This is a genomic window from Streptomyces sp. NPDC051183 (assembly GCF_040682455.1).
In the GTDB taxonomy this organism is placed as follows: Bacteria; Actinomycetota; Actinomycetes; order Streptomycetales; family Streptomycetaceae; genus Streptomyces.
Genome location: NZ_JBFBBA010000006.1, coordinates 145,986 through 167,083 on the forward strand (window position 1 = coordinate 145,986; position 21,098 = coordinate 167,083).

Here is a 21,098-nt window from a genome sequence, read left to right on the forward strand (position 1 = left end):
GGAAGTCAGCCTCGCTCGATCGGAACGATGGTGAGCCAGTGGTCGTGGCGGGGGTCGCCCTCGCCCCGGACGGTCCGGTCGTACGCCCCGACGATCCGCGTGGTGAGCGGGCCGGGGACGCCGTCGCCGACGGGGCGGCCGGCGAGGGCGACGACGGGGGTGATGCCGACGCCGGTGCCGGTGAGGAAGACCTCGTCGGCGGTGAGCAGGTCGGGGACCTGGAGGTCGCGTTCGCAGGTCTCGACGCCCATGGCCTCGGCGAGCACCCGGACGGTGTCGCGGGTGATCCCGGGCAGCAGATCGGCGCTGGGCGGCGGGGTGATCAGGCGTCCCTCGCGCAGGGCGAAGACGTTCGCGGTGCTCGCCTCGGCGACCTGGCCGCGGTCGTTGAGCAGGATCGCGTCGTCGTGGCCCGCGGCCCGCGCCTCCTCCACGGCGAGTGCGCTGTTGACGTAGCCGCCGGTGACCTTGGCCTGGACGGGGATGGCGGAGCTGCGCGGGCGGGTCCAGGAGCTGATCACGCAGCGGATCCCGCCGGGCGGGGTGTACGCGCCGAGGGTGAAGGCGGTGATGGACACGCTCTCGCTGAGCCCGGTCAGCCGGACGCCGGGCGGGGTGCCGGGCAGCAGGCCGAGCTTGTACGCGATCGGGCGCAGGTAGGTGTCCTGTGCGACGGCGTTGCGGCGCAGCAGGTCGAAGGTGCGCTCGACGAGCTCCTCGGCGGTGTGCTTGACGTCGATGCGCAGCAGCCGGCAGGAGCGCAGGAACCGCTCGTAGTGGTCGTGGGCCCGGAAGATCGACAGCTCGCCGGGGCGGCCGGCGACGGAGTAGGCGCGGATGCCCTCGAAGACCCCGGTGCCGTACTGCAGGCCCTGGGTGGTCAGGGGCAGCCCGACCTCGGCGAAGGGGACGAGGGTCCCGTCGTGGAAGACCCAGGGGGCGACCCCGGGGCGTACGGGCGCCGTCGCGTCCTTCAGGCTCTGGGCGGTCATCAGGACCTCCCCGCGGCGATGCCGGCGGCGGCCAGCGCCTCCAGGTCGTGCACGTCGTCGATGCCGGTGCGCAGGTCCACCACGCGGGCGGCCTTCCAGCTGACCATCGCGCCGGTGCTGGTGACGCTGCCGAAGGTGGACTCGCTGACGTCGAGTTCGAGCCCGAGCTCGGCCAGTACGTCGGCCTGCGTCGCGGCGACGGCCTCCAGGTCGGCGGTACGGCCGGACGGGTGCTCCAGGCGCAGCGAGAGCCGGTCGACGCCGTCGGCCCGGTCGATGACGACCTGGTAGTCGAGCCAGCCCCGGACGTGGCGCAGCACCAGGTTCTCCAGGTCGTAGCCGGTCAGGCTGTGGCTGCCGAGCGGGATCCGGTCGCGGACCCGGCCGAGCGCCTCCAGCGTGGGGGCGGGCACGGTCTGGCCGGGGCGGGCGTCGCGCATGCGGACGAGGTCGCCCGTGCGGTAGCGCACGAGCGGCTTGGCGCCCTGGTAGAGGTGGGTGACGACGAGTTCGCCCTCGCGGACCCCGGCCGGGTCGCGCCGCGCCCAGCGCCCGGTGTCCGGGTCGATGACCTCGGAGTAGGAGATGAGCGGGGCGGTGTACAGCTTGCCGTCGGCGGCGACGGCGCCCTTCACGCTCGCTTCCTGCGAGGCGTACAGGGCGTTGTGCGCGCGGGCGCCCCACAGCTCGCCGAGGTTGGCGAGGAGGTTCGGGGAGGCCAGTTCGCCGGTGGTCATGATGACCTGGAGGCGGAAGTCGCGGCGCGGGTCGAGCCCGGCGCGCACGGCGTGCTTGGCGAGCGTCATCGCCATGCCGGGGGTGCAGAACAGGCCGGTGATCGGGAAGTCCCGCATGACCTGGAGGGCCCGCTCGAAGCCGACCATCGGGGAGTGCGGCCACATCTTGGCGACGGTGAGGTTCAGGTTGCGGCAGACGTCCCCGAAGGTGTCGGAGAAGGCGTGCAGTTCGGTGGGGCCGCTGGAGCCGATGACCTGGCCCTCGCCGAACTCCTCGAACACGGTGCCGTAGTAGTGCGTGAGCACGGTGTTGTTGTGGATCGAGTCGATGTCGTCGCGGGGGCAGGGGGTGGAGCGCCCGGTGGTGCCGGTCGTCTCGTAGAAGATCCAGGCGTCGGACAACGGCCGCGACAGCATGGCCTGTTGTGCGCTGCGCAGGTCCTCCTTGGTGGTGAACGGAATGCCGGCCAGGGTCTCCTCGTCGAGCCGGACGATCCGGTCCGGGTCGACCGCGGCCAGGTGCTCCCGGTAGAAGGGCGAGTTCTGCTTGACGTAGCGGACGGTCTGGCGTGCGAGCGCGGCCTGATGGGCGTCGACGCGCTCGGCGTCCCACTCCCCCGCGAGGAAGGAACGGTGCTGATCGCGCAGCGTGCCTGCGATCTCGGCGAGTTCCGGCCGGTAGACGGTGTACATGGCGAGCCTCTCTTCTCGTGCGGGGGGTGGGGTGAACGCCCGGCGTCAGGCCGCGGACTCGACCAGGTCCGCGATCACCCAGGTGCTGATCTCCTTCCACAGGTCCGCGGACCTCTGGTGGAAGGGGTGGACGAGGTAGCGCCCCAGGGCCGCCTCGTCGGGCACCAGCCCGACGATGGCGTAGTCGTAGGCGACCGGCCGGTCCGTGACGTTGCGCCCGGCCTGCCACTGCATGAGCTCCGGAACCTCGTCACCGATCCGGACGGCCAGCGCCTCGGCGGCGGCGACCTGCGGGTGGTCCCAGTCGTAGCCGGGCTTGAGCTTGAACAGCGCGATGTGTCGGATCATCGGGTCACCACAGGCTCTCTTCGCTCTCGCCGGAGCCGAAGGCGAGCAGCGCCGCCAGCTCGTCCTCACCGGCCAGCGGTACGTCGGCCACCACCGCGGCCGGGTCGGCCAGCGCGGCCTCCAGGAAGCGCAGGTAGGCGGAGGCGAACCGGTCGGCGGTCGCCGCGTCGAACAGGTCGGTGTCGTAGCTGAAGACGGCCGTGGTGCCGGCCGGCTCCTGCTCCAGGCGCAGCATCAGGTCGACCTGCCCCTCCTGCTGCGGTACGTCGATCAGCGCGAGGCCGAGTCCCTCGCACTCCAGCGCGGGGCCCTCGGCGAGCCCCCGCGGCACGGTCGGGACCGGCGGCTCCATGCGGTCCATCTGGACCAGGAACGCACCGATCCGGAACAGCGGCGAGCCGGCCGGCCGCGGCCCGATCAGGGTGCACGGATAGCGGGCGTTGATCATGCCGCCGAGGATCCCCTCGCCGGCGGCGGTGGCGGCCTCGGCGAAGGTGGTCGTGGCGGTGAACCGGCCCCGCGCGACAAGGGTGTTGAGGAAGCAGCCGATCAGGTCGCGGGTGTGGCGGCCCATGCGGCTGCTGGCGGGGATGCCGACGAGGAAGTCGTCCTGCCCGGTCCAGCGGGCCACCAAGGACTGGAAGACGCCGAGGTGGAGGGCGAAGGAGGTCTGCCCGATCTCCTTGGCGCGGGCGGCGATCCGGTCGGTCAGCCCCTGGTCGAGCGGGACGGCCACGGTGTCCCCGCGGTGTCCGGGGCGCGGCGGCCGGGGCCGGTCCAGGGGGAGTTCGGCGGCCGGCACGCCGTCGGTGAGCTCCTGCCAGTACGCGGCTCCGCGAAGCCCGGCCGGGGACTCCAGGTAGGACTGCTCCTCCGCGACCTGGTCGGCGTAACTGTTCGTCAGCGGGCGCCACTTCGGCTCCTCGCCGGCCGTGATGCCCCGGTAGGCGTCGAGCAGGTCGCGGACCAGCAGCCAGCGGGAGGTGAAGTCGCCGATGATGTGGTGCGTGGCCGGGACGAGCGCGAAGTCGTCTTCGGAGCGCCGCAGCAGGACGACGCGCAGCGCGCCGGTCTCCTCCAGCACGAACGGCCGCTCGCCCTCCTCGCGGGCCAGCCGCCGCAGCTCGTCCTCGCCGATGCCCGGGACGTCGCGGACCTCCAGGGCCACGAGCGGCTCGGCGCTCTCCTCGCGTACGGGCACGCCGTCGGTCTCGGTGAAGCGCGAACGCAGCTGCGCCTGGCGGCGGACGGTCCGGTCGACGGCCTCGGCGAGCGCGGCCACGTCGAGCGGGCCGCGGACGCGCAGCGGCATCACGATGTTGTAGACGGAGCTGTCCGGGGAGATCCGGTAGGCCGCCCACATCATCCGCTGGACGGCACTGAGCGGGGCGCTCATCCGCAGCCTCCGGCGTGGCTCATGTCGGTGGTGCGTCCGCCGAGGAGCGCGAGCTCGCGCTCCTCGAACGCCCCGGCCAGGGCGGCCGCGGAATCCGGGACCTCCACGGGAACCTCGGCGGGGACCGCCGCGGGAACCGCCCGGACTTCCGCGGGGACCTCCGCCGGGAACGACGCCGTGAAGTCGGCCAGCCGGTCCAGGCCCCAGTAGGGCTCCGAGCCGTTCACGAAGTACGGCACGCCGAAGACCCCGTCGCGCTGGATGTCCTGGAGGGCCCGCACGCCCTGCGCGCGGACCTCCGGGTCGGTCACCGCACCGGCCGCCTCCTCCGGGTCCAGGCCGATCGACTCGGCGAGGTCGCGCACCGTGGCCAGGGAGCAGATGTCGCGCCCCTCCTGCCAGCGGGCGCGGGAGACGCGCTCGACCCACTCGATGCCCTTGCCGTGCCGTTCGGCGACGAACCAGGCGAGGTGGGCCGGCTCCCACCACGGGTCCTTGTCCACCGGCCAGGTCACCGACAGCCCGCGGGCCGCCGACAGCCTGCGGACGTCGCGCAGGATGTAGAACTGCTTCGCGCGGGACATCGGCGTGTACGGGAACTCCCCGCCGGCCTCGCCGAGCAGCCGGGCGCTGGTCGCGTCGGGCTCCCAGAACGGCCGCCACTGGAGCCGGGCGGCGAGCTCCGGATGGTGTTCGCGCAGCTCCAGCAGCGCGAACCACGAGTACGGGCTGCGCAGGCTGAAGTAGAAACGGGGTGGCTTGGGCGCGCGCGCCATGGGCCGACTCCTTTCGAAGGGGGCTGGTCCGGTCCGGACCCGGCTCAGACGACGAGTCCGCCGTCGACCTGGAAGACCTGGCCGGTGATGTAGGCGGCGCGCTCGGAGGCGAGGAAGGACACCAGCTCGGCGACCTCCTCGGCGGTGCCGAAGCGGCCGAGGGGGATCTTGGCGGTCATCTCCTTGACGTGCTTCTCGGAGAGTCCCGCGACCATGTCGGTGTCGATGAAGCCGGGGGCCACGGCGTTGGCCCGCAGGCCCGCCCGCCCGGCCTCCTTCGCCAGGGCCCGGGTGAAACCGATGATCCCGGCCTTGGAGGCGGAGTAGTTGGTCTGGGTGGCGTGGCCGGCGGCCGCCACCGAGGACAGGGTGATGACGGTCCCGCGGCGGCGCTTCATCATCGGGAAGGCCACCGCCTTGGCGAAGTTGAAGGTGCCGTCCAGGTTGGTGCGCAGTACGTCGTCCCAGTCCTCGTCCTTCATCATCGCCAGGTGGCTGTCGCGGACGATGCCCGCCGCCGTGACCAGCACCTCGACGGGGCCGAACTCCTCCTCGACCTCGGCCACCAGGGCGCGGACGGCGTCGCGGTCGGTGACGTCGGCCTTGCGGACGAGGACCCGGCCGCCGTGCTCGGCGGCCGACTTGGCGGTGAGCGCCGCGGCCTCCTCGTTCGACTGGAAGCACAGCGCCACGTCGTAGCCGTCGCGGGCCAGGGTCTCCACGATCGCGCGCCCGATGCCGCGTGATCCTCCGGTGACGAGCGCCACCGGCCGTACTGCTGCGGCGGGGCCGCTTGTCTCGGACATGCTCGTCCGCCTTCCTCAGGGGTGGGTGGTCGGAATTACGCGCCCAGGCGCAGCAGTCCGGCGCCGGCCGTGCCGTCCCGGTCCACGGCGGTGACGAGCGCGAGGCGCCCGTGCAGTGCCGGGTTGGCGGCCGACTCGGCGAGTACCGCGGCGATCTGGAACGCCCCGGACGCGGCGGAGGTGTCGCCGATGAGCCGGCGCGGGCTGAGCGTCAGGTACGGGCCGGGCAGCGCCTGGAGGGCGGCCTCCTCCTGCTTGCCGAGTACGCCCGGCGGCAGTCCGGGGGCGACCAGGGCCAGTTCCTCGGGCCGGGCGCCCGCGGCTTCGAGTACGTCCGCCACGCAGCGCTCCAGCGCGGACTGCGCCCGATGGCTGTCGGGGAAGGCCCGGAAGCGCAGGCCGAGCACCGAGGCGAGCGGGGTGCGGCCGCCGGCCAGTGCGCCCGCCGCGCTCTCCAGGACGAACAGTGCCGCGCCCTCGCCGAGCGGCTGCGGGTCGTCGCCGCCGTGGTCGGCGACGTGCTCCAGCCGGGCGCGCTGCGGGGAGAACTCCTCGACGGCGCCGGCCAGCAGGGTGTTCGCGTGGCCGCCGCGCAGCAGCCGGGAGGCGTAGTTGAGGGCGAGCAGACCGGTGGCGGCGCCGCCGGAGACGGTGACGTTGGGCCCCTTGAGGGTGTGCCGGATGGCGCTCTGGCCGGCCGGGCAGTTCATCACCGTGTTGGGGAACTTCGCCGGGTCCACGTGGAACGGCTTCTCGCCGGTCAGCGCCGACTCCGTGAAGTCCATGATCGACTGCACGCTGCCGGAGGTGCCGAGCACCAGCCCGGTGCCCTCGGCGTCGGCCTCCAGGCCGTCGCCGTAGTCGGCGAGCAGCATGCCCACCGTCGCGGCGGCGATGCCGGTGACCCGGTCCATGGACCGGGTGCCCTTCTTGCCGAGCACCTCGCGGACGTCGAAGCCGGGGATCAGCCCGGCCTCCTCGTACGGGACGGGCCACTGCGCGCCGTCCAGCGGGGCCAGGGCGCTGCGCCCGGACCGCAGGCCGGACGTGAACTCCTCGCGCCCCAGCCCGTACGGCGAGGCGACGGCCCAGCCGGAGACGACCAGCGAGGCGGCGGGTGCGGCGGTTTCCACTTCGGGCACGGTGGCCCTCCTCTCAGGACGCTGCGGCATCGGGACCGTCCCAACGGCCCATGACGAGCACGGCGTTGTTGCCCCCGAAGGCCAGTCCGTTGTTCTGGACGACCTTCAGGTCGGCGGGCACGGCCTCGTTGGGCACGCAGTCGACACCGCACTCGGGGTCGGTCTCGCGGTGGTTGACGGTGGGCGGGACGAAGCCCTCGCGCAGGGCGAGCGCGCAGGCCGCGGCGCCGAGCGCGCTGGCGGCGCCCATGGTGTGGCCGATCATGGACTTGATGGAGATGGTGCGCGGCAGATCCTCGCCGAACACCTGGCGGATGGCGCCCACTTCGGTGACGTCGTTGGCCTTGGTGCCGGTGCCGTGCGCGGAGATGAAGTCCACGTCCTCGGGAGTGATCCCGGAGTTGCGGTGGGCCGCCTTGATGCAGCGGGCGATGCTGTCGCCGTCCGGGGCCACCGGGTGGCTCGCGTCGCAGGACAGCCCGTACCCGAGGACCTCGGCGTAGATCCGCGCGCCGCGGGCGAGCGCCGACTCCAGGGACTCCATGAGCAGGATCCCGGCGCCCTCGCCGGTCAGGATGCCCTGCCGGTCGCTGTCGAAGGGGCGGCAGACGTCCGGGGCGATGGTGCCGAGGCGGTAGAAGCCGGTGAAGGTCTTGAAGCACAGCGCGTCGGCGCCGCCGCACAGGGCCATCTCCACGTCGCCGGTGCTGATGGCGTCGTAGCCGTACCCGACGGCGTAGTTGCCCGCCGCGCAGGCCGTGGCGACGGTGACGGTCTCGACGTCCTCCAGGCCCAGCTCCCGTACGATCCCGGCGGAGAGGCGGCCCGGCCACACCCGGCGGGCGACGACCGGGTCGAGGCGGTCCTCGCCGGCCGCGACCTGCACGCCGACCAGGTGGTCGAGGTCCCGGGACTCGCCGTCCGTCGTGCCGACCGAGACCAGGGAGCGCCTCGCCCGTACGTCGTCCTCGGTGAGCCCGGCGTCGGCCACGGCCATCCGGCCGGCGGCGACGGCGAACTGCGAGGCCCGGCCGAGGTCGTCGGCGGGCAGCCGGCGCAGGTACGCCTCGGCGTCGAAGTCGGTGATCTCACAGGCGTTGGCGTGCGCGAAGCCCTCGGTGTCGAAGGCCTCGATGGGCTTGGCGCCGCTGCGCCCCTCGCGCAGGCCCTCGGCGAAGGCGCCGACTCCCGTGCCGATGCTCGTCACCACGCCCAGGCCGGTGATGACCACGCGGTGCCGGGCGCCCTGGGCCTGCCCGGCGGCGTTCTCGGTCGACGGGAGGCTCACTTGCCCTCGGCCTCCGCCACGACGCGGTACACGCCCTCCAGGTTCGTCATGCGGCTGAGCTCGGACTGTTCGAGGGTGATGCCGAAGACGCGCTCCAGGCTGGCGAGGATCTCGATGGCCCGCAGGGAGTCCGCGTCGTGCTCCTCCTTGAAGAGGCTGGTCTCGGTGACCTCGTCCAGTTCGAGTTCGAGGATGTCGCAGACGATGTCCTTGATCTCGGCCTTGCGTTCGGCGTCGAGGCCGGTCTCGGTGGTGTTGACGCTCATCACTGCCTCCAGGCAAAAACGGTTCACGAGCTGATGACAGTGATTCTTCGAAGCCGCGCTATCCGTGCCCTATACGGGTTCTGTGCGCCTCCCGCGCGGGGCGCGGGCACACGAAAGCGCGCGGCGACCCTGTCTGTCAGGGCCACCGCGCGCGGGGCGTGCGGGACGGGTACGGCACCGATCCCGCGCCTGAACGACGGGCGGCATCGGCCGAAGACCGGCCCCGCCGGCGTTTGAGGCGCGGAGGTCCGGGGGCTGGCCCCCGGCAGCGGCGCCGCACCCGGACCGGGCGAACCCGGACCGGGCGGACCCGGCGGGGGTCAGTCCACGGCCGCCGTGAGCCGGACGGCGGGGATCCGCAGGGCCAGCCAGGCCGGGATCAGTACGGCGGCCAGCGCGACCACCGTGCAGGCCCCGGCAGTCGCGAGGAACGGCACCAGCGGCACCGCCACCTGCGCCCCCGCGACCAGCTGCTGCAACGCGGCCCACAGGCCGCTCAGGCTGACCGCGACCACCCCCGCCGCCAGGAGCCCGCCGACGGCCACGACCAGCAGGGACTCGCCCGCCACCATCGCCAGGAGCTGGCGCGGGGTGGAGCCGGTGAGCCGGAGCAGTGCGAACTCGCGGCTGCGCCTGCGGGTGGACATCACCAGGGTGTTGGCCACGGCCACGCCGGTGTAGAGGACCGCGATGCCGCCGATGACGTACAGCGCCATCCTGGCGTCGTCCTCGCGCTTCGTGTCGCCGGCCGCCGTCCACGCGGCGATCGGCACGGCCCGCGCCGCCTGCCCCTTGAGCAGTGCGTCGAGCTGGGTGCGCACGGCCGCCGGGTCGGCGCCCTCCTTGAGCTTCACGTAGACCGCGCTGGGCAGTTCGCTGCCGGCGTGGCCCGGGGTGAGCACCGCGCCGTTGCCGCTCGTACTGGTCTTGAAGACGGCGGCGACGGTCAGCTCGTGCTTGGTTCCGTCACCCATCCACACGTCGACCTTGTCGCCGACCTCGCGGTTCCAGGACTGGTCGACGGCGATGGATCCGTCGTCGAGCTTGCGGGCGTCGCCCTCGACCACGGGCAGGCCGAGTACGTTCCCGATGGCCGCCGGGTCGACGGTCTCGGCGGAGTACGGGATCAGCGCGCCGCCGCCGGAGGGGTCGGAGAAGGCGTCCGGCCCGGGAACGGTGAAGACGGTGGTCGGGGTGGTGGCGGCGACCGAGATCCCCGGCAGCGCGGACACCTTCTCGACGACCTCCCGCGTCAGCCCCGGGGCGTGCGCGGGAGCGACCACGAAGTCGGCACTGGCCACCCGGCTCTCGGCCTCCTTGGCCCGGGCGCCCTCCAGCGAGCCTGAGGTGCTCCACAGCGAGCACACCAGGCCCACCGTGATCAGCACCGGCGCGGCGGTGGAGGCGGTCCTGCGCACGGAGGTGACGGTGTTGGCCCGCACCAGCATGGCCCCCGCGCCGCGGGTCCAGGCGACCGGCGCCGTGGCGAGCTTCGCGAGCAGCGGGATCACGACGGGCGAGAGCAGGGCGAAGGCGAGGATCAGGGCGGGGCCGACGGAGGTGGCCAGGCTCGCCCAGTACAGCGGCGGCAGCAGCGGGGCGACGGCGATCAGGCCGATGCCCGCGGTGAGGGCGGCCAGCCCGCCCAGCCAGCGCGGCCAGGTCATGGTCTTGGTCTCGACGGCGGCTTCGCGCAGCGCCTCGATCGGCCGGACCCGGCCGGCCCGCAGGGCGGCGGCCCCGGCGCCGACCACCGCGAGGAGGACCCCGAGGAGGAAGACGACGGCCAGGACGGCGACGGAGACCGCGTCCACCGGGACGGTGAACCAGCTGGGCGCGACCCCCTCGGAGGCGAGCTTCCCGGCGAGCGCGGGCGCCGCGGCCAGGCCGAGCAGCACACCGGCCCCGGAGGCGACGGCGCCGACGCCGACGGCCTCGGTGAGCACGAGGCGGCGCACCTGCTGCGGGGTCGCGCCGGACACCCGGAAAAGGGCGAGTTCGCGGCGGCGCTGGGCGACGGAGAAGGCGAAGGTGGAGCCGACGACGAACACGGAGACGAAGCCGCCGACGCCGGCCGCCATGCCGAGCATGGTGGAGACGCCGATCAGCGCGGACTCGTCCGCGCGGTACTGCGGGTCGGCCTGGCCGCGGTCGGTGCCGGTCAGCACCTCGCCGCGGGAGCCCACGGCCGCCCGTACCGCTTCGGCCCCGCCGTCCAGCACCAGTGCGTCGACCCGCGGCGAGAGCCGCGCGGCCTCGGCGTCGGTGAAGAACACCGCCTGCTCGAAGGGGAGTTCCGCGACCGTCCCGGCCACCGTGTACGGCTTCTGCCCCTGGGCCGTCTGTACGAGGACCCGTGCGCCCGGGGCCGCACCGGACCCGGCGCCGACCACGACCTGGTCGTCACCGGCCGGGGCCTGCCCGGCGAGGAGCCGGTAGCCGCCGAAGCCGGCCGAGCTCCACGGGTGGCCGACCTGGGTGGACGGGCCGCCCGCGAGCTGGGCGTAGAAGCTGCGGTCCACGCTCGCCCTGCCGACGGCGGACACGTCCGCCACCACCTCGGCGGGCAGCCCCCGGGGCTCCTCCAGCGGAAGGCTCTGGGTGCCGCCCCAGTCCGCGGGGACGGTGAGGTCGGGCGCGGCCCGGACGACGACCTGGGCCTGGGCGAACCGGCCCGGTCCCCGGTCGGGGCTGCTGGTGGTGGCGGCGAGCACGAGACCCATGGCGGACATCAGCCCCACACCCAGGGCGAGCGCCAGGAAGGTCCCGCCGAATGCGGCCCACCTGCTGCGCAGGGTGAGCCAGGCGATGTTCAGCATGTGCAGTACTCCAGTGGGGGTTTGGGACGGCAGCCGGGCCGGCCGGTGTCACCGGCCGGCCCGGTCAGACCGACGTTGTCACAGGAACCGCCGGAGCGGTGAGGGTCGCCGGAAGGAAGTCGTCGATCCGTACGCCGATCCGCCACCGCTCGGCCTGATCCGTGACCCAGCGGGCGAGCGCGAGGTCGAAGGCGGGCAGGCCGGACGGCGAGTACACGGTGACCCGTTGGGGGTCGGGGCGGACGGCGTCCGGGTCGCGCAGCAGCGCGCCGATCGTCGCCGTCACGAACTCCCGTCCACCGGTGGCAAGTTCGGCCAGGTGCAGGGAGGTGCGCCCGCGGCACGCGTGGTCCGCGTCGTCGACGATGTTGCGGGCGCCGAGGACCGCGTCGACGGTGAGGTCGCGCGGGGAGAGGTGCAGGACCGTGGTGCCGGGGCGGGCCGCCGCCAGACCGAGGTGGGGGGTGTCGGCGGCGGTGGCCAGCGAGACCAGCCCGTGGGCGGCCAGGGCCTCTTCGGGCGTGTCGGCGTACTGGACGCCGGCGCCCGGGACGATCTTGCGGGCCTCGCGGGCGAAGGCGATCGTCCGCTCCTCGTCCGGGTCGAAGAGGGTGAGCTCGATCAGCGAGTGGAAGCGCGCCTTGACGAAACGCAGCACTTCCAGGTTGACCGGGCCGAGTCCGACGAGGGCGAGGCCGCGCGGTTCGGGCTGCGTGGAGAGCAGTCCGGCGGCCAGGCCCGCCGAGGCGCCGGCGCTCTTGGCCAGGATGAGCGAGGCCTCGACGAACGCCTCGGGGCCGCCGTCGGCCGGGGAGTCGAGCACGATGCCGGCGCCGGTGCGCGCGGTGCCCCTGGAGACGCTGCCGGAGCAGTGCGCGATGCCCGCGTCGTGGAGCCGGTGGGCGTCCGCGACGACCTGGAGCACCTCCGGCTCCTTGCGCTTGAGGATGTCGCGCACTTCGCGGTGTCCGAGGATCAGCACAGCACCGTCTCCCTCAGCAGCTCGCCGGCCGCGAAACCGCGGGCCGGGTCCTTCCAGAGGTGGGCGACCTCGCCGAAGTGCCTGCGCACCCAGTTGTCGTTGTAGATGGTGTCGAGGTAGCGGTCGCCGCCGTCCGGGAGGACGAGGACGACGTTCGAGCCGGGCTCGATGGCAGGGGCGAGCCGCTCCAGCGCGGAGACGACTCCGCCGGAGGAGCCGCCCGCCAGGATCGCCTCGCGCCGCACCAGCCGGCGGCAGCCGACGACGCAGTCCAGGTCGGTGACGTGCAGGACCCGGTCGGCGTCACCGCGGCGCAGCAGCGGCGGCCGTACGGAGGCGCCGTGGCCGGGGATGAGCCGGGGGCAGGCCACGGGCGAGTCGAAGAGCACGCTGCCGAGGGCGTCGACGGCGTTGACGGTGGTGTTCATGCCGGTGCGCCGGATGTACTCGGCGCAGCCGCCCAGGGTGCCGCTGGTGCCGGCGGCGACGATGAGCTGGTCGACCTTGCCGTCGAGGGCCTCGGCGATCTCGGCCATCGTGGTCTCGTGGGCGAGCCGGTTGCGCGGGTTGGCGTACTGGTCGGGCCAGTACGCGTACGGGGTGGAGGCGAGCAGGTCGGCGACGCGGCGCAGCCGCATGGGCAGCAGTTCGCCGGTCACCGGGTCGGGTTCGGTGATGATCTCGACCTCGGCGCCGTAGGCGTCCAGGATCGCGATGTTCTGCTCGGTGGTGCGGGCGTCGACCACGCAGATCAGGCGCAGGTCGAAGTACGCGCACAGTTGGGCGAGTCCGATGGCGAGGTTGCCCGAACTGGACTCGATCACCGTGGACTTGCCGGGGATGAGCTCCCCGGACCGGATGCGGCCCAGGACCATGCTCAGCGCGGAGCGGTCCTTGACGCTGCCGCCCGGGTTGAAGCGTTCGATCTTGGCGAAGACGCGCGAGGTGAACCCCGGTACGACTCGCTCCAGTTCGACGAGCGGGGTTCCTCCCACCGTCGACAGGATTCCCTTGAGCCCCGGAGCAGCCAGGTGCCCGGCGGCGGCCTTCCTTTCGTACGCCATGTGATGCAGCCATCCTCTGCTGGGGTCGCGGGACGTGCGGGACGCGCCCCGGCCCCCGCCGCCGAGCGGCGGCAGGGGCACGGGTCGTGGGGTGGCACGGTCAGGCGTTGTTGCCGTTGTCGTTGTTGTTGTTGCCGTTCACGTTGTTGTTGTTCAGGTTGTTGTTGTTGAGGTTGTTGTTCGAGTTGTTGTTGTTCAGGTTGTTGTTGAGGTTGTTGTTGCTCATGTGAGTTCCTCTCGTCGGGCGGTGCTGCCCTGTAGCAGCGGATTCAGATTGGCCGGGGCGGCTATACGTGAGCCATACGGTGCGAGCGCGGGCCATTGACATCCCCTATAGGGGCGTCATAGCGGGGGTCCCGAGTCTTTTCGGCATCCACTCGATCACCCTGCTCAGGAAGAGAGACCGCTCATGACTGTGACCGGCACCGACGCACGCATCCAGAAAGTCGTCATCCTCGGTGGCGGCACCGCCGGCTGGATGACCGCCGCCTACCTCGGCAAGGCCCTGCAGGGCACTGTGGACATCACGGTGCTGGAGGCCCCCGCGATCCCACGGATCGGTGTCGGCGAGGCGACGGTCCCCAACCTGCACCGCGCGTTCTTCGACTTCCTCGGCATCAACGAGGACGAGTGGATGCGGGAGTGCAACGCCAGCTTCAAGATGGCGGTCCGCTTCGTGAACTGGCGCACCGGCGGCGAGGGCGAGGCCGGCGCCCGCGAGCTGGAGGCGGGCGGCCCGGACCACTTCTACCACCCCTTCGGCCTGCTCCCGGACTACGACCAGACACCGCTCTCGCACTACTGGTTCAAGCGCAAGCACGAGGGCCTGACCACCGAGCCGTTCGACTACGCGTGCTTCCGTGAGCCCCCCGTCATGGACGCCCTGAAGTCCCCGCGCTGGATGGACGGCCGCCCGGCCACCCGTTACGCCTGGCACTTCGACGCGGCCCTCGTCGCCGACTTCCTCAGAAGATTCGCCACCGAGAAGCTCGGGGTCAATCACGTCCAGGACGAGATGACCGAGGTCCAGAAGGACGACCGCGGCTACGTCACGGCCCTGCGGACCAAGGGCGGCCTCACCCTCGACGCCGACCTCTTCGTCGACTGCTCCGGCTTCCGCGGCCTGCTGATCAACAAGGCCATGGGCGAGCCGTTCATCGACATGAGCGACCACCTCCTGTGCGACAGCGCGGTGGCCACCGCCGTCCCGCACGACGACGCCGCCAACGGCATCGAGCCGTACACCTCTGCCATCGCCATGAAGTCGGGCTGGACCTGGAAGATCCCGATGCTCGGCCGCTTCGGCACCGGCTACGTCTACTCCAGCAAGTTCGCCACGCAGGACGAGGCCACCGAGGAGTTCTGCAAGCTCTGGAACCTCGACCCGGAGACGACGAAGTTCAACCACGTCCGCTTCCGCGTCGGCCGCAACGAGCGCGCCTGGGTCAAGAACGTCGTCAGCATCGGCCTGTCCTCCGCCTTCCTGGAGCCGCTGGAGTCGACCGGCATCTACTTCATCACCGCCGCGATCTACCAGCTCGCCAAGCACTTCCCGGACCGCAACTTCACCCCGGCCCTCGTCGACGCGTTCAACCACGAGATCGAGGTGATGTTCGACGACACCCGCGACTTCATCCAGGCGCACTTCTACTACGCCCCGCGCAACGACACCCCGTTCTGGCAGGCCAACAAGGAGCTCACGCTCCCGAAGAACATCCAGGAGAAGATCGCCGCGTACAAGGCGGGCCTGCCCATCAACTCGCCGATCACCGACGAGTCCACGTACTACGGCAACTTCGAGGCCGAGTTCCGCAACTTCTGGACCAACGGCAGCTACTACTGCATCTTCGCGGGCCTCGGCCTGGAGCCGGACGCCCCGCTGCCCTCCCTCGCGCACAAGCCTGAGTCGGTCGCCGGGGCCGAGCCGCTGTTCCACACGGTCAAGCGCCAGCAGCAGAACCTGCTGGAGACCCTGCCCAGCACCTACGACTACCTGCGCCAGCTGCACGGCAAGCAGTAGTCGCTCCCCGCACGGCCCGGCCGCCCGGATCTCCCCCCTCCGGCCGGCCGGGCCGCGCTGCTCCCGGGCGGCGCGTGCGCCCGTACCGCCCGTACCGCCTGTACGCCCGTACTGCCCGTACGCCCGTACCGCGTCGTACGCCCGTACCGCCCGCCCGGCTCGCGCAGCCGCCCCGCATCCTCCCCACTCAGGAGACCGACATGTCCGAAGCAGTGCCACACACGCCGGCCGCGGAGGCCGACATACGGCCGTTCATGGCCGGCTTCCCGACCGGCGTCACCGTACTGACCACCCTCGACGAGAACGCCGAACCCCGCGGGATGACCTGCAGCTCGCTCGCGAGCGTCGCCCTGTCCCCGGCCACCGTCATGGTCGGCGTCCGCACCGCCAGCCCCACCCTCGAATCCATCCTGGCCGACGGCCAGTTCGCCATCAACCTGCTCCACGAGCGGGCCCGCGCCACCTCCGACCTCTTCGCCTCGGCCGCCGCCGACCGCTTCGGCGTCACCGAGTGGCGCCTGCCCCTCGGCGCCGGCGGACCGCACCTGACGGCCGACGCCCACGCCACCGCCGACTGCCGGGTCATCCGTACGATGCCCTTCGGCGACCACACCGCCGTCTTCGCCCGCGTCGAGCGCGTCACCCTGCGCGACACCGACGACGCACCCCTGCTCTACGGCCGCCGACGGTACGCCGCGTGGTCCGCCGCCGTCCGGGAAGGAGCCACCAGTCATGGCCGCAGCACCTGATCCACTGCCCGCCGTGCTGCTCGCCGTACCGGCGGTGATCCTGGCGTGCCGGGCCGGAGCGAGCCTGGTGCGCCGCTTCGGCCAGCCGGCGGTCATCGGCGAGATCGCCACCGGCATCGTGCTCGGGCCCTCGCTGCTCGGCTGGCTCTGGCCCGCCTCGCAGTCCTGGCTGTTCCCGTCCTACGTCATCCCCTTCACCGGGATGCTCGGCAACATCGGCCTGCTCGCCTTCATGTTCCTGGTCGGCCTGGAGCTCGACCTCAAGGCGCTGCGCGGCCACAGCCGCACCGCCTTCGGCGTGAGCGGGGCGAGCATCGCCCTGCCGCTGGCCCTGGGCGTCCCGCTGGCCCTCGCGCTGTACGCGGACTACGCCCCCGAGGGCGTCGGCCGGCTGCCGTTCGTGCTGTTCGTCGCCGTCTCGGTCAGCGTCACCGCCTTCCCCGTGCTCGCCCGGATCCTCACCGACCGCGGGATGTACGGCACCCCGACCGGGGCGCTCGCGATGGCCTGCGCGGCCGTCGACGACGTGGCCGCCTGGTGCCTGCTCGCCGTGGTCGTCGCCGTCACCACCAGCAGCTCGGCCATGGGCGCGGTGGTCACCGCGGTGCTCACCGTCGGCTTCGTGGTGCTGATGCTGAAGGTCGTACGTCCGCTGCTCGCCCGGATCGTGGCCCGCGCGGACGGCGACGGCCCGGACACCGACACCGACACCGCCCACCGCGACGGCATCCTCCTCGCGGTGCTCTTCAGCGGCCTGTGCCTGGCCGCGCTGGCCACCGACCGGATCGGGATCCACGCGCTGTTCGGCGCGTTCCTCTTCGGGGTCGTCACCCCGCGGGGCAACTCCGCGGTCACGCGTTCCGCCGGACGGCTGCGCGCGGTCACCGTGCCGCTGCTGCTCCCGCTGTTCTTCGTGCACACCGGGCTGAAGACCGACCTGGCGATGCTGGCCGCCGATCCGGTGCAGTGGCTGTGGGCGGGCGCGGTGCTCGTCGTCGCGGTCTGCGGGAAGTGGGGCGGGTCCGCGCTCGCGGCGCGCGCCACCGGGCGGCCGTGGTCGCAGGCCATGACGCTGGGCGCGCTGATGAACTGCCGGGGCCTGACGGAGCTGGTGGTGCTCAACATCGGCCTGGAGCTGGGCGTGATCGGTCCGAAGCTCTTCACCATGCTGGTGCTGATGGCGCTGGTGACCACGGCGGTCACGGCGCCGGCCGTGGACCGGCTGGAGCGCCGGCGCGCGAAGTCGGAGTTCCCGGAGCCGGCCCTGGTCCCGGATCCGGATCCGGCCCCGGCGCCGGAGCCCGCGGGCGGGCCGGTCGGACAGCAGGTGCCGCAGCTGACCCGGATCTGACACCGGGGTCCGCCGTCCGTGGTGCGCGCCCACCGGTGGCCGCGCGGATCCGCCCGTACCGGCCGAACCGTCCCCTCCCGGACGGAAGGCACGGGCAGATCCGGCGCGGCCACCGGAAGCACGGCGGGGCGCGGGCCTGTGGCCCGCGCCCTCCCCCGAATACGCCGTGGAACCACTGTGCCTGTTCGGCATATGCTCCAGCCGTTCGGAGGGCATCGTCTTGGTGCCTTGCGGGAACACGAGGGGTTTACGAACAGCCACAGGCCGGGACGAATATGGACATGCCAGCGGATGCTTCCCTTCCTCCGGAGGGCGACCGGCTGAGCCCTGCGGCCCGCCACCTGTACGTCTATGCGGTCGAGCGGCGCTCCTTCACCGGGGCGGAGGCCACCGCCGCCCTGGGGGCGCCGGCCGGCGCCGCGATCGCCGAGCTCTCCTCCGCCCACCTGCTCCAGCGCGTCCCGGACGGCTTCGGCCCGGACGCCGCCGAGCGGTGGGGCGCCGTGTCCCCGCGCGCCGCCGCCGCCCGTTCGCTGGCCCCGCTGGCCCTGCGCGTACGCGACACCCACGACGAGATGGACCGCCTGCGCGGCCTGCTGGAGGCGCTGGTCCCGGCGTACGAGGCGGGCAGCGCGGGACGCGGCCTGGAACAGACGGAGCACCTGGAGCTGATCACCGACCCCGCCGCCATCCAGCACCTGATCGGGCACATGCTCGCCGCGGCGGAGCACGAGGTACTGACCTCCCATCCGGGCGGCGGCCGCCCCACCCGGGTCCTGGAGCAGGCGATCGACCGGGACGAGTCGCTGCTGGGCCGGGGGGTGCGGATGCGTACGATCTACCAGCACACCGCCCGCTATTCGCGCCCGACGGCCGCGTACGTCGAGCGGGTCGCGGCTCGCGGCGGTCAGGTCCGCACCCTCGGCGACGGCCTGATGCGGATGATCCTCATCGACCAGCACACCGGGATCATGGCCGTCCGCGACGACACCGCCGCCGCGCTCGTGGTGCGCGAGCCGAACGTCGTCGACTTCATGGTGCAGGCCTTCGAGCGCTCCTGGGTCGAGGCCGAGCCCTTCGCCACGACGGTCGGCCCGGACCAGGCCCGGTCCATCTCCGACGAGCTGCGCCAGAACATCGTCCGGCTCCTCGCGGAGGGGCTGGAGGACAAGGTCATCGCCCGCCGGCTGGGCATGTCGGAGCGCACCTGCCAGCGCCACATCGCCGAGGTCATGCGCGCGGTGGGGGCCAAGTCCCGCTTCCAGGCGGGCTTCCTGCTGTCGGCCGCCGCGGGTGCGGGTGCGAGCGCCGGCCCGTCGCCCCTCAGATCTCCGGGAGCAGCCGCCCCCGGCGGGACAGCAGGAACCGCTTGAACTCCGCCACCGGCGGCGTGTCCGGATGCCCGTCGAGCCAGGCCACGCCGATCTCCCGGACCGCCCGCGGAGCCGTCACGGTCAGCTCGACCACGCCCGGCCTGGCCACGGCGGGCGGCGGCAGCAGGGCCACCCCCAGGCCCGCCGCGACGAGGCCGCGCAGGGTCTCGGCCTCCTCCCCCTCGAAGGCCACCCGGGGCGCGAACCCGGCCTCCGCGCACAGGTCGTCGGTGATCCGGCGCAGTCCGTAGCCCGGCTCCAGGGTCACGAAGGTCTCCTGCGCGGCCTCGGCCAGCCGGATCCGCTTGCGCCCCGCGAGCCGGTGGTCGTCGGGGACCACGAGCCGCAGCCGCTGCTCGTCGAGGCGGCGCGCCACCAGGTCGGGGGCGTCGGGCAGCGGCGAGGTCAGGCAGAGGTCGAGCTCGCCCGCACGCAGCCGCTCCAGCATCGCCTCGCCGTAGTTCTGCACGAGGGAGAACCGCACGCCCGGATGGTCGGCGCGGAAGGCGCGGATCAGCCCGGGCACGGTCTCGGGGCCCAGGGTGTGCAGGAAGCCGAAGGCGACCTTCCCGAAGGCCGGGTCCGCGTCCTGCTGTACGGATCCGGCGGCGCGGGCGATCTCGGCGAGCGAGCGCTGCGCCGAGGCGAGGAAGGTCCGGCCCGCCGTGGTGAGTGCGACCGTACGGCCCTTGCGGGCGAACAGGGTGACGCCGAGGTCCTGTTCGAGCCGGACCATGGCCCGGGACAGGGTGGACTGCGGGACACCCAGCTCGTGCGCGGCGCGGGTGACGTGCTCGTGCCGGGCCACGGCGACGAAGTACGCGAGGCGGGGGGCCAGCACGCTTGTCACGGCCATGTCTTCTTCGTAACGGTTCATCGACATACACCCCTCTGAGCTGTGGTGATGCAGCAGTGGATCGATTATCGCGATTTCACGCATTGGACGCATGAAAAACCGCGGCCTACCGTTTTCCCATGCCTCCCGCTCATACCGGGGCACCCGTCACCGCGGGTGCCTCCACCTCGCCGTCCCCCGCACCGGAGTTCGAAGCCCACTCCCCCGGCCGCCCCGGCTACCGCCGCCTGAGCCTCGCGCTCTTCGCCGCCGGACTGGCCACCTTCGCCCTCCTCTACTCCACCCAGGCGCTGCTGCCCGCGATCTCCGAGGGCTTCGGGGTGACGGCGGGTCAGGCCAGCTGGACCGTGTCCGCGGCCACCGGAGCGCTGGCGCTGTTCGTCCTGCCGCTCAGCGCCCTGTCCGAGCGGTTCGGCCGGACCCGGATGATGACCTGGTCGATGGCGGTGGCCGTCGGCGTCGCGCTCCTCGTCCCCTTCGCGCCGAACCTGGAGTGGCTGGTCGCGCTGCGCGCCGTCCAGGGCGCGGCGATCGCGGGCATCCCCGCCTCCGCGATGGCGTACCTGGCCGAGGAGGTCAAGCCGAAGGCGCTGGTCGCCGCGATCGGCCTGTTCGTGGCGGGCAACTCCATCGGCGGCATGAGCGGCCGCATCGTCACCGGCTGGGCGGCCCAGGCGTGGGGCTGGCGGGCGGCCCTGTTCACGGTCGGCGTCCTCGCCCTGGCCTGCGCCGTCGCCTTCCGCGTCCTGCTCCCCCGGGCCCGGTTCTTCCGCCCGGCCTCGCTGAACCCGCGCGCGGTGGGCCGTACCGTCGCCGGCCACCTGCGCGACCCGCTGCTGCTGCGGCTGTACGGGATCGGCGCGCTGTTCATGACCGTGTTCGGCGCCGTGTACACGGTCATCGGCTACCGCCTGGTGGAGGAGCCGTTCTCCCTCGGGCAGGGCGTGATCGGCTCGATCTTCCTGGTCTACCTGGTGGGTACGGTCTCCTCCGCGGCCGCCGGCCGGCTGGTGGGCCGCGTGGGCCGGCGCGGCGCGCTCTACCTGGCGGTCACCACCACCGCGCTGGGCCTGCTGCTGTCCCTCTCGCAGTCGCTGGCGGCGATCCTGCCGGGCCTGGTCCTGATCACGGCCGGGTTCTTCGCGGGCCACGCGGTGGCCGCGGCGGCGGTGAGCCGCACGGCGAAGACGGGCCGCGCCCAGGCCTCCGCGCTCTACCAGTCGGCGTACTACCTCGGCTCCAGCGCCGGCGGCACCCTGGGCGCGCTCGCCTACCACTCGGCGGGCTGGGCCGCGACGACCGGCATCGCCCTGCTCGCGGTGCTCGGCGTCGTCTCGATCACCCTGTACGGTTCGCACGCGGCGCGGGCCGCCCGGTTCGCCGTCCCGGCTGCGGCTGTCAGAGCCGTCCGGTAGGTTCCGAAGCATCGGGCTCTACCAG

Annotated in this window: 19 protein-coding genes; 5 read left to right on the plus strand and 14 right to left on the minus strand. The window is 72.9% G+C overall.

Features of this window, described 5'->3' with window-relative positions; genetic code table 11:
• Positions 1-5: 5 nt before the first annotated feature.
• The 13 genes from AB0M99_RS07375 to AB0M99_RS07435 form a co-directional block, all read right to left on the minus strand.
• Positions 6-992, minus strand: a complete 987-nt coding sequence (locus AB0M99_RS07375; protein WP_365917694.1) for a branched-chain amino acid transaminase — start codon at positions 990-992, stop codon at positions 6-8.
• Positions 992-2,422 (minus strand): phenylacetate--CoA ligase family protein, encoded by a 1,431-nt coding sequence (locus AB0M99_RS07380; RefSeq protein ID WP_365917695.1) that lies wholly within the window; start codon positions 2,420-2,422, stop codon positions 992-994. Before AB0M99_RS07380 ends, AB0M99_RS07375 begins: the two co-directional genes overlap by 1 nt.
• A 45-nt stretch (positions 2,423-2,467) precedes the next feature.
• Entirely contained in the window at positions 2,468-2,770 is a 303-nt protein-coding gene (locus tag AB0M99_RS07385) for a Dabb family protein (protein WP_365917696.1), read from the minus strand.
• Between the two features lie 4 nt (positions 2,771-2,774).
• A complete protein-coding gene (locus AB0M99_RS07390) occupies positions 2,775-4,166 on the minus strand; it encodes a condensation domain-containing protein (protein WP_365917697.1) in 1,392 nt (463 codons plus the stop codon).
• Positions 4,163-4,942 (minus strand): DsbA family protein, encoded by a 780-nt coding sequence (locus AB0M99_RS07395; protein WP_365917698.1) that lies wholly within the window; start codon positions 4,940-4,942, stop codon positions 4,163-4,165. Before AB0M99_RS07395 ends, AB0M99_RS07390 begins: the two co-directional genes overlap by 4 nt.
• 44 nt (positions 4,943-4,986) lie before the next feature.
• On the minus strand, positions 4,987-5,748 hold the full coding sequence (gene fabG / locus AB0M99_RS07400; RefSeq protein ID WP_365917699.1) for a 3-oxoacyl-[acyl-carrier-protein] reductase: 762 nt from the start codon (positions 5,746-5,748) through the stop codon (positions 4,987-4,989).
• A 35-nt stretch (positions 5,749-5,783) separates the two neighbouring features.
• Complete coding sequence (locus AB0M99_RS07405; protein WP_365917700.1) at positions 5,784-6,890, minus strand: beta-ketoacyl synthase N-terminal-like domain-containing protein; 1,107 nt, start codon at positions 6,888-6,890, stop codon at positions 5,784-5,786.
• A gap of 13 nt (positions 6,891-6,903) precedes the next feature.
• Entirely contained in the window at positions 6,904-8,178 is a 1,275-nt protein-coding gene (locus tag AB0M99_RS07410; protein ID WP_365917701.1) for a beta-ketoacyl-[acyl-carrier-protein] synthase family protein, read from the minus strand.
• A complete protein-coding gene (locus AB0M99_RS07415; RefSeq protein ID WP_365917702.1) occupies positions 8,175-8,444 on the minus strand; it encodes an acyl carrier protein in 270 nt (89 codons plus the stop codon). The genes AB0M99_RS07410 and AB0M99_RS07415 overlap by 4 nt, the downstream gene beginning before the upstream one ends.
• 320 nt (positions 8,445-8,764) lie before the next feature.
• Positions 8,765-11,263 carry an ABC transporter permease gene (locus AB0M99_RS07420; RefSeq protein WP_365917703.1) on the minus strand — a complete coding sequence of 833 codons (2,499 nt, stop codon included), beginning with the start codon at positions 11,261-11,263 and terminating at the stop codon, positions 8,765-8,767.
• Between the two features lie 64 nt (positions 11,264-11,327).
• Positions 11,328-12,245, minus strand: a complete 918-nt coding sequence (locus tag AB0M99_RS07425) for a 2,3-diaminopropionate biosynthesis protein SbnB (protein WP_365917704.1) — start codon at positions 12,243-12,245, stop codon at positions 11,328-11,330.
• Positions 12,239-13,309 (minus strand): 2,3-diaminopropionate biosynthesis protein SbnA, encoded by a 1,071-nt coding sequence (sbnA, locus tag AB0M99_RS07430; RefSeq protein WP_365917705.1) that lies wholly within the window; start codon positions 13,307-13,309, stop codon positions 12,239-12,241. Before sbnA ends, AB0M99_RS07425 begins: the two co-directional genes overlap by 7 nt.
• Before the next feature lie 100 nt (positions 13,310-13,409).
• On the minus strand, positions 13,410-13,535 hold the full coding sequence (locus AB0M99_RS07435; RefSeq protein WP_365917706.1) for a hypothetical protein: 126 nt from the start codon (positions 13,533-13,535) through the stop codon (positions 13,410-13,412).
• A gap of 183 nt (positions 13,536-13,718) precedes the next feature.
• Between AB0M99_RS07435 and AB0M99_RS07440 the strand changes: the two genes are divergently transcribed.
• From AB0M99_RS07440 to AB0M99_RS07455, 4 genes are all read left to right on the plus strand, one after another.
• Complete coding sequence (locus AB0M99_RS07440; protein ID WP_365917707.1) at positions 13,719-15,329, plus strand: tryptophan halogenase family protein; 1,611 nt, start codon at positions 13,719-13,721, stop codon at positions 15,327-15,329.
• Positions 15,330-15,529: 200 nt separating this feature from the next.
• Entirely contained in the window at positions 15,530-16,078 is a 549-nt protein-coding gene (locus tag AB0M99_RS07445; protein ID WP_365917708.1) for a flavin reductase family protein, read from the plus strand.
• Positions 16,062-17,429 carry a cation:proton antiporter gene (locus tag AB0M99_RS07450; RefSeq protein ID WP_365917709.1) on the plus strand — a complete coding sequence of 456 codons (1,368 nt, stop codon included), beginning with the start codon at positions 16,062-16,064 and terminating at the stop codon, positions 17,427-17,429. Before AB0M99_RS07445 ends, AB0M99_RS07450 begins: the two co-directional genes overlap by 17 nt.
• Before the next feature lie 281 nt (positions 17,430-17,710).
• On the plus strand, positions 17,711-18,802 hold the full coding sequence (locus AB0M99_RS07455) for a helix-turn-helix transcriptional regulator (protein WP_365917710.1): 1,092 nt from the start codon (positions 17,711-17,713) through the stop codon (positions 18,800-18,802).
• On the opposite strand, the gene AB0M99_RS07460 is transcribed toward AB0M99_RS07455, so the two are convergent.
• Positions 18,753-19,679, minus strand: a complete 927-nt coding sequence (locus tag AB0M99_RS07460) for a LysR family transcriptional regulator (RefSeq protein WP_365917711.1) — start codon at positions 19,677-19,679, stop codon at positions 18,753-18,755. The genes AB0M99_RS07455 and AB0M99_RS07460 overlap by 50 nt on opposite strands.
• A 98-nt stretch (positions 19,680-19,777) precedes the next feature.
• Here AB0M99_RS07460 and AB0M99_RS07465 point away from each other — a divergent pair, with 98 nt between their 5' ends.
• A complete protein-coding gene (locus AB0M99_RS07465) occupies positions 19,778-21,073 on the plus strand; it encodes an MFS transporter (protein ID WP_365917712.1) in 1,296 nt (431 codons plus the stop codon).
• The last annotated feature ends 25 nt before the right edge of the window (positions 21,074-21,098 follow it).